This window comes from Cyanobium sp. HWJ4-Hawea (assembly GCF_024345815.1).
In the GTDB taxonomy this organism is placed as follows: Bacteria; Cyanobacteriota; Cyanobacteriia; order PCC-6307; family Cyanobiaceae; genus Cyanobium_A.
The window spans coordinates 1-5,652 of record NZ_JAGQBV010000089.1 but is presented as its reverse complement, the minus strand read 5'-3'; the positions used below and the strand labels follow the sequence as shown (position 1 = coordinate 5,652).

Sequence of the window (5,652 nt, the reverse complement as noted above, 5' to 3'; positions counted from 1 at the left end):
GCTGGGGTTACGACGGCAGCCGTTGCCAGCGCTCCCGCTCGGCCCACCCCTTCTCCTGCACCCTCGGCCCCCAGGACTTCCGCATCACCACCCGGATGGTGCCCGGCCAACCCCTCTCAGCCTTCCTGGCCACAGCGCACGAGTGGGGCCATTCGCTCTATGAGCAGGGCCTACCCCGCAGCGATGACCACTACTTCCCCTGGCCCCTCGGCGAAGCCACCTCGATGGCCATTCACGAAAGTCAAAGCCTGTTCTGGGAATGCCGCATTGGCAGGAGCCAGGCCTTCGCCCAGCGCTGGCATCCCCGTTTCGCAACCGCCCTAGGTGCCGATCCCTGGCAAGACAGTTTCCAGTTCTGGCGGGCCCTCAATCCGATGCGCCCCGGCCTGATTCGAGTGGAGGCGGATGAACTCAGCTACTGCCTGCACATTGTTTTGCGCTACGAACTGGAGCTGGCGCTGCTGGAGGGGGATCTGCCGGCCGCAGAAATGCCAAGCCAATGGAATCGGCGCTTCAAGGAGTTGTTTGGGATCGAACCGAGCAACGATCAAGATGGCTGCCTCCAAGACGTGCACTGGAGTGAGGGGTTGTTTGGCTATTTCCCCTCCTATGCCCTGGGCCACCTAATCAGTGCCCAACTGGGCGCCGTCATGGAGCGAGATCTCGGTGGCGAAGGTGCCATCGAGCAGTTGATTGCAGCGGGCAGGGAAAGCAGCCTGCTCGGCTGGTTACGGGCCCAGGTCTATCCGTTTGGCCGGCGGGTAAATGCCGAAGAGCTGGTTAGGCAGGTCAGCGGAGAAGCCCTAAGTGCCCAGCCATTTCTACGCTACCTGGGGGCCAAGGTGGAGCGGCTGACGGCTCCTTAAGATGCCGCGGCGACAAATCTTTTCCCTGTCATGGCGAATATCGACCACGCTCCCAGCCGCACGATGCTCAACCTGCTGCACGTGCTGCCGGCCTTCGCCGACGAAGCTGAGCTGCGGCTGAACACGATCGTCGAGCTCAACTCGATGACGATCAACAAGTATGAGCTGATCACTGAAACCGGCCATCTAAAGCTTGATCGGGTCGGCTACAGCTCCCTGGCCTACCCCTTCGCCTACGGCTGCATCCCCCGCACCTGGGATGAGGATGGGGATCCACTGGATATTGAAATTGTCAACGTCACCGAACCGCTGGTGCCGGGTTCGATCGTGGAAGCTCGCATCATTGGCATCATGACCTTCGACGATGGTGGTGAGGTCGACGACAAAGTGATTGCGGTGCTGGCCGATGACAAGCGCATGGACCACATCACCAGCTACACCCAGCTAGGAGCCCAGTGGGAGAAGGAAACCAAGTATTACTGGGAGCACTACAAGGATCTCAAGAAACCCGGCACCTGCAAGGTCAATGGCTTCTTTGAGGCAGCAGAGGCAGTGACGATCATCAAGGCCTGTGAGCAGCGCTACCTCGACACCATCGAAGCCAAGCTGGTGAACTGAGCCCAAGGCAACCGGGCACGGCCTACTCCAGACACTGGATGGGCCAAACCCGGAAAACTTTCTGCAGATTGGGGCCAAAAACCTGGTTTCAAGACAATTGGCCCTTACATTTTAGGGCCAAAGGTCGTTTTGATGTCCAGCTTTTCCTCCCACCACTGCGATCAGCTGAACAGCACCGCCCTGAAATGGTCCAATGATGGGGAGCTATCGGCCCTGGACCTCGAACGGATCATGGAGCGGCTTACCACGGTGGATCCAGCCCTCCAGGCCCTAGGCCAGGAAAGCAACAACCCTGGTGGGATGGGCAACTAACTAGCTATAGCTTGCGCGCTAGGGCCCTAGCCATGCCATCGCGGCTAGCCAGGCCCCTAAGCGAATCAATTGGTAGTCCAGCGGCTGGCAGGCCCTGGGGCAAGGCCCCTAATCCCTGGCTATTTACTTCGAATACGGGAACTTGACGCAGGCCATTGGGGCTGAGTTGGTCCTCCAATTGGGCCAAGTGAGCTGTCTCGGGCAGCCAAACCAAATCCCCCCGCCGGCACTCCCTGAGACAGGGCATGGCAACTACGGATTCACCTGCACTGCCAGGCGAACCTGCCGCCAATCGCGCAGCGGTGATCGAGCGCTGCAAATCGGGCAGGGTGACCAAACCGACAACCCAGGAACCATCCACAACCAACAAGCAGTGGCCATGGCTGCCGACCAAGCTGATCAGGGCCTGGTCGGCGGGCAGATCGATGGGCAAGAGCAGGGGGGCCTCCGGCTCAAACGCCTCCGTCACAGCCGTGGCGGTGAGCTGGCGCCGGCGCTGCTCCTCCTGGAGATCGGGGCCCAGCAAGCCAGGATCGCTAATGCCCTTCCAGCGCTCTACCAACAGGGCACTGAGGCCCGCCGCCGCCATCAGGGGCAGCACGATCCTGATGTCGCGGGTTAGTTCAAAAAGCAGCAAGAGGGCGGTCAATGGGGCCCTGGCACTGCCCGCCAGCACCGCCGCCATTCCGACCATGGCATAGGCCGGTGGTTCGGCCACCGGCAGGTGCAAGCCGCTCTCCCCCAGCAGTTGGCCATAGCAATTGCCCAGCAGGGCTCCGAGCACCAGGGAAGGCGCAAAACCACCGCCAACAAAACCGGTGGCATTGCTGACCCCCGTGGCCAATAGCTTTACGCAAAGCAGGCCCAGCAGGGTAAGCAAGGGCAGCCCGCCATTGCTGCCAAGCAGGGCCTCAATCGTGTCGTAGCCGACGCCGAGCACCTGGGGAAAGACCAGGGCCATCAGACCAACTGCCGCGCCCCCCAAGGCCGTCGGCAAACCGGCTGGCCAACGGCGCAGCCATTGCTGAAGTGCCTCACTGCGCCCCAGCGACAACAGGCTGATCAGGGCCCAGGAAAGGCCACTGGCCAGCAGGCCCAGACCCAGGTAAAGGGGCAATTCCAGGGGCGAGCGCACCTCGTAGGCAGGCAGCCTCAAAATTGGCGTATCACCCAGCACCAACTGGGTCACCAGGGTGGAAGCAACCGCCGCCACCAACACCGCCCGGACGTTGGGCCGGCCCGGCAGCGCACTAAAACTGCCCTCCAGGGCAAAAAACACACCAGCGATCGGGGCCTTGAAACCCGCTGCCAAACCGGCGGCCACCCCTGCAGCCACAAGGGCCTTCTGACTTTCAGGCGAAAGGCTCGAGCGCAGGGCCACCCAGAGGCCAAGGTTGGCGCCACTCTCCACACTTGGCCCCTCGGGTCCCAGGGAGGCACCACTGCCCAGGCTCAAGGAGGCAGCAAGCAAACGCTGGAAGGGGAGCTTCGGCTTGGCGGCCACCGAGCCATCGGCCATCGCCATCACCGAAGGCAGGCCTGGACCCAAATCACCACCAAAACGCCGCAACAGGCCCACCACCAATCCCCCCAGGGTGGGCACCACCACCACGGGCCAAAGGCTCAGCCAGTCGGACAGGCTCGAGGTCGGCAGGGGCGGAGGCTCCGGCGCCGCCAAGGGGGGGGGCAAAAAGCCCAGCCCGCCTAGGCCCACCTGCAGCAGGGCCTGGAGCGGAGTCGTAGTGGCCGGGGGCAGGGGGGGCAACTCCATGGGCAGCTGGGTTGGCTGGCTGCGTCCAAAGGAGAGAAGCAGGTCTACGAATGGTCCGAACAAACCGTTGTTGATGAAGCCAAGCAACTCATGGAAAGCGACCACGGCCAGGCCAGTGAGGGTGCCAACCAGGGCAGCCCAGGCCAGCAAACTCCACTGGAATGGCAACGCCCTGGCCTCCATGGGGCCGGGCTGATCAGCAGGTCCCCTATGGTCAGTTGGTCCCCTGTGCTCAGCGGGATCTAGGGGATCAGGCTTCTGGCCGAACGGTCGCAAAGATTTCCTCCAGTATCTCGCCCGCACCCTGGGCCCGCAGGGCCTCGGCGAGGGCAATGCCAATGGCCTCAGGGTCCTGCTGGGGGCCGCGCCTCACATCCCGAATCAGCCGTAGGCCATCAAGGCTGGCGACCATGCCGGTGAGCACCAACTCGGCCTGCTCACCCTCCCCCTCAAAGCAGCTGTTGACCCCAATCGGAACCTGGCAGCCCCCCTCCAGCTGACGCAAAAAGGCCCGTTCAGCCAAGCAACGCCGTGCCGTAGGTAAATGCTCTAACACCTTGATTTGGGCCAGAACTGCCTCGTCGCCCTCCCGGCACTCAATGCCCAGGGCCCCCTGACCGACGGCATGCAGGGAAATGGAAGGGTCAATTAATTCATGGATCCGATCGGCCAGGCCGAGGCGACCCAGGCCCGCTGCAGCCAAAATCAAACAGTCGAATTCACCGGAATCCAGCTTCTCCAAGCGGGTGATCACGTTGCCCCGCACATCCTTGAAGGTGAGGTGGGGATAGTGGTGGCGCAGCTGGGCCAACCGCCTCAGGGAACTGGTGCCAACCACCGCCCCCTCGGGCAGGGTCGCCAGGCTTTTATCGCTGTGCCTGGCATGGACCACCAGCGCATCGGCAGGATCCTCCCGCTCTGTGATGCAACCGAGCATCAAGCCATCCGGGAGGTTGGTGGGCAGATCCTTGAGGCTATGGACGGCGATGTCGGCCTGGTCCACCAACATCTGGGCCTCCAATTCCTTGGTGAATAGGCCCTTGTCGCCAATTTTGGCCAGGGCAACATCGAGAATTTTGTCGCCCTGGGTAGCCATCGCCTCGATGCTGATCTCCAGGCCTTGATGGGCCTGGAGGAGTTCATCGCGAACCCAGTGGGTCTGCACCATGGCCAGCTGGCTGCGGCGGGAGGCGATGCGCAGGGGGTTGGCCATTCGGTGCCGGCTAGAAGCAAATCACTGTTGCCCAGCCTAAAGATGCGAGGCCACCTGCCCAAGGCCGCGGCACCAGACCGTGATCAGGCGAAAAAATTGAGGGGCAAGGGGCCCCAGGTGGCATCGCCATCCGGCTCGCTCGAGTCCTGGCCGGAAATGAGAATGCCCTCCCCAAGGCCATCTTCAGGGCGGATCGAATAGGAGCCGGTGTTCTGGTTAGCCTTGAGGAAAACGGGTCCGCCTGGAGCTGGTTTAGCGGATTCAGCGGGAGCAGGTTCGAGGCGCGTCCAACCCAGCCGTTGCTCCATGGCCCTCAAGGCATTCACCGCCAAATCGGCAGAGGGAGCCATGATCCCGGCCGTAAACCAGGCGCAACGGGCCATGACGGCCGCCAGCTCCAGGGCCAACTGCTCAGCCTGGCCAGTGCCGAGCTCGGGGGCCGTGCGCAGCACCCTCAAATCAGCAAGGGTTAGGGAGGTGGAATTCGCCATTATTTAAGTCAAAGCTCAACGCCACCTAGCATCACCTCCAGCAGGTCAAACGCAAACCCTGGAAGATCCAGCCTCCACACCACAGATCTGGGTGGTTTCTGCCTGTTTCAACGAAGCGCAAGGTATTGCTTCGTTTATCGAGGCGGTCCGTTCCCAGGGTTGTATCAACAGATTGGTATTGGTAGACGACGGTTCTAGGGACCAAAGCGCGGCGATCGTCAGGCAACAGATTGCGGCAGATAAACAGGCAGGCCAAGGCATCAATTGCCAAATCAGCCTCATCTCCCTAACCCGAAACTTCGGCAAGGAGGCGGCAATGCTGGCCGGCCTCGACTTTGCCAAAGGCAGGTGCGATGCAGCAGTTCTCATGGACTCAGACCT

At 62.0% G+C, this 5,652-nt stretch carries 6 protein-coding genes and 1 pseudogene; 4 read left to right on the top strand and 3 right to left on the bottom strand.

The window, feature by feature from the left end; all coding sequences use genetic code 11:
* From KBY58_RS12780 to KBY58_RS12770, 3 genes and pseudogenes are all read left to right on the top strand, one after another.
* Positions 1-866: pseudogene (locus KBY58_RS12780) on the top strand (carboxypeptidase M32); the annotation flags it as partial.
* Positions 867-896: 30 nt separating this feature from the next.
* A complete protein-coding gene (locus tag KBY58_RS12775; RefSeq protein WP_254933434.1) occupies positions 897-1,484 on the top strand; it encodes an inorganic diphosphatase in 588 nt (195 codons plus the stop codon).
* A 132-nt stretch (positions 1,485-1,616) separates the two neighbouring features.
* On the top strand, positions 1,617-1,796 hold the full coding sequence (locus KBY58_RS12770) for a hypothetical protein (protein ID WP_255004698.1): 180 nt from the start codon (positions 1,617-1,619) through the stop codon (positions 1,794-1,796).
* A gap of 4 nt (positions 1,797-1,800) precedes the next feature.
* On the opposite strand, the gene KBY58_RS12765 is transcribed toward KBY58_RS12770, so the two are convergent.
* The 3 genes from KBY58_RS12765 to KBY58_RS12755 all read right to left on the bottom strand — a co-directional run bounded on the left by KBY58_RS12765 (position 1,801) and on the right by KBY58_RS12755 (position 5,271).
* Positions 1,801-3,750: a chloride channel protein gene (locus KBY58_RS12765; protein WP_255004697.1), complete on the bottom strand. Its 1,950-nt coding sequence runs from the start codon at positions 3,748-3,750 to the stop codon at positions 1,801-1,803.
* Between the two features lie 67 nt (positions 3,751-3,817).
* Positions 3,818-4,780 carry a hydroxymethylbilane synthase gene (hemC, locus tag KBY58_RS12760; protein WP_255004696.1) on the bottom strand — a complete coding sequence of 321 codons (963 nt, stop codon included), beginning with the start codon at positions 4,778-4,780 and terminating at the stop codon, positions 3,818-3,820.
* An 83-nt stretch (positions 4,781-4,863) separates the two neighbouring features.
* Complete coding sequence (locus KBY58_RS12755) at positions 4,864-5,271, bottom strand: DUF1824 family protein (protein WP_255004695.1); 408 nt, start codon at positions 5,269-5,271, stop codon at positions 4,864-4,866.
* A gap of 91 nt (positions 5,272-5,362) precedes the next feature.
* On the opposite strand from KBY58_RS12755, the gene KBY58_RS12750 reads away from it, so the two are divergent.
* A partial coding sequence (locus tag KBY58_RS12750; protein WP_255004694.1) for a glycosyltransferase occupies positions 5,363-5,652 on the top strand: 290 nt, incomplete at its 3' end.